General features: G+C 71.5%; 2 protein-coding genes. Both read left to right on the top strand.

Going from position 1 to position 1,542, the window contains the following annotated elements:
- The first annotated feature begins 21 nt into the window (after positions 1–21).
- Entirely contained in the window at positions 22–489 is a 468-nt protein-coding gene (locus D7V93_RS42900; protein WP_244237849.1) for a hypothetical protein, read from the top strand.
- Between the two features lie 39 nt (positions 490–528).
- The coding region (locus tag D7V93_RS47205; RefSeq protein WP_244237848.1) for an FHA domain-containing protein at positions 529–1,542 on the top strand (1,014 nt) is incomplete at its 3' end.

Raw genomic sequence — 1,542 nt, 5'->3', positions numbered from 1 at the left:
ACACCCGCCCGATGCAGGTCGGTGCATGGCGCTGGAGTGTGCGTTGACAGCTTGGGGCTCGCATCGCTTAACCTGTTGATGATGCGACGTTTCCTCTTCGTCTTCGCCGTCGCCAGCGTCCTTGGCTTCGGTCCCCTCTCCACCGCGAACGATGCCTGGGCCCAGGGGCGTGGACGTGCCGCCCGAGCGAAGGCCGCCAAGGCCAAGAAGGGCGCGACCAAGGCGCCGCCGCGCATCGAGACGAAATCGAGCGCGGGCTCCAATGCCGTCACGGATCCCGTGACGGGTGAGGCCGGAGCCACGGCGGGGTCCGCGCCTCCGCAGCGCGGCCCGTCCCGCATCGACTTCGACGACCGGCTCATCCAGGGCCAGACGAACAAGTCTGGCGCCGTGTACCTGTATGACCGCAAGGAATTGAAGGTGCGGTCGATGCTTCGCGAGCGCGACAGCTTCCGCTCCGAGACGCTCGCCACCGTCTACGATCAGTAGGGCCGTACCGCCCATCACCCTTCGAAGGGAGCGTCACCGTTGAGCGGCCAGCCCAGCGTCCTGCAAGTCGTCATCCTCCGCGACGGCCTCCTGGTGGGGACGGAGGTCTTCGTCCCCGGTACCTACGCGCTCGGCTCCGATGCGTCGTCGGATCTGCGGCTGGACGATGCCTCCGTGTCCCCGCGACACGCGATGCTGTACTTCCAGAACGGTCGCACCGCGATCCAGGACGCGGGCGGCGGCACCAGCGGCGTCTTCGTCAACGGGCACCAGGTCACCGCCTGTGAGATCCGCTCCGTGGACGAGGTGCTGTGCGGCCCGTTCGTCCTGAAGACGCGGATCCTCAACCAGCGCCCCGTCGAGACCAAGCCGCAGCCGCCCCCTGAGGTCGCCGCGCTCTTCGGCAACGCCGGAGGGCCGCCGGCCGCGCCGCCGCACGCCGCGCACCCACCGTACGCCGCGAACGGAGCGCAGCACACGCAGGCGTTCGCGCCACAGAACGGCGCGCAGGCCGCGTACGCACAGCAGCCGCAGCAGGCCGTGCACGCGCAGCAGCAGGCACAGCAAGCCGCGTACGCACAGCAGCAGGCCGCCTACGCACAGCAGCAGGCCCAGCAGGCCGCCTACGCACAGCAGCAAGCGGCGCAGGCTGCACAGGCGCAGCAGGCCGCGTACGCACAGCAGCAAGCAGCGCAGGCCGCACAAGCCCAGCAGGCCGCCTACGCGCAGCAGCAGGCCGCACAGGCCCAGCAGGCGCAGCAGGCTGCGTACGCACAGCAGCAAGCAGCGCAGGCCGCACAGGCTCAGCAGGCCGCACAGGCTCAGCAGGCCGCGTACGCACAGCAGCAGGCCGCACAGGCCCGGCAGGCCGCGCATGCGCAGCAGCAGGCGCAGTCCGCCCAGGCCCAGCAGGCCGCTCACGCACGACAGGCCGCGCAGTCCCATCAGGCCGCGGTCGCGCTGCCCGCGCCCAACGCGCCGGCTCCGCACGCCCAGCAGCAGGCGGTGCACGCCGCGCAGGCCGCGGTCGCGCTGCCCGCGCCCGCGAAGCGC

Source organism: Corallococcus llansteffanensis, assembly GCF_003612055.1.
GTDB lineage: Bacteria > Myxococcota > Myxococcia > Myxococcales > Myxococcaceae > Corallococcus > Corallococcus llansteffanensis.
This window is presented reverse-complemented; position numbering and strand designations above follow the sequence as displayed.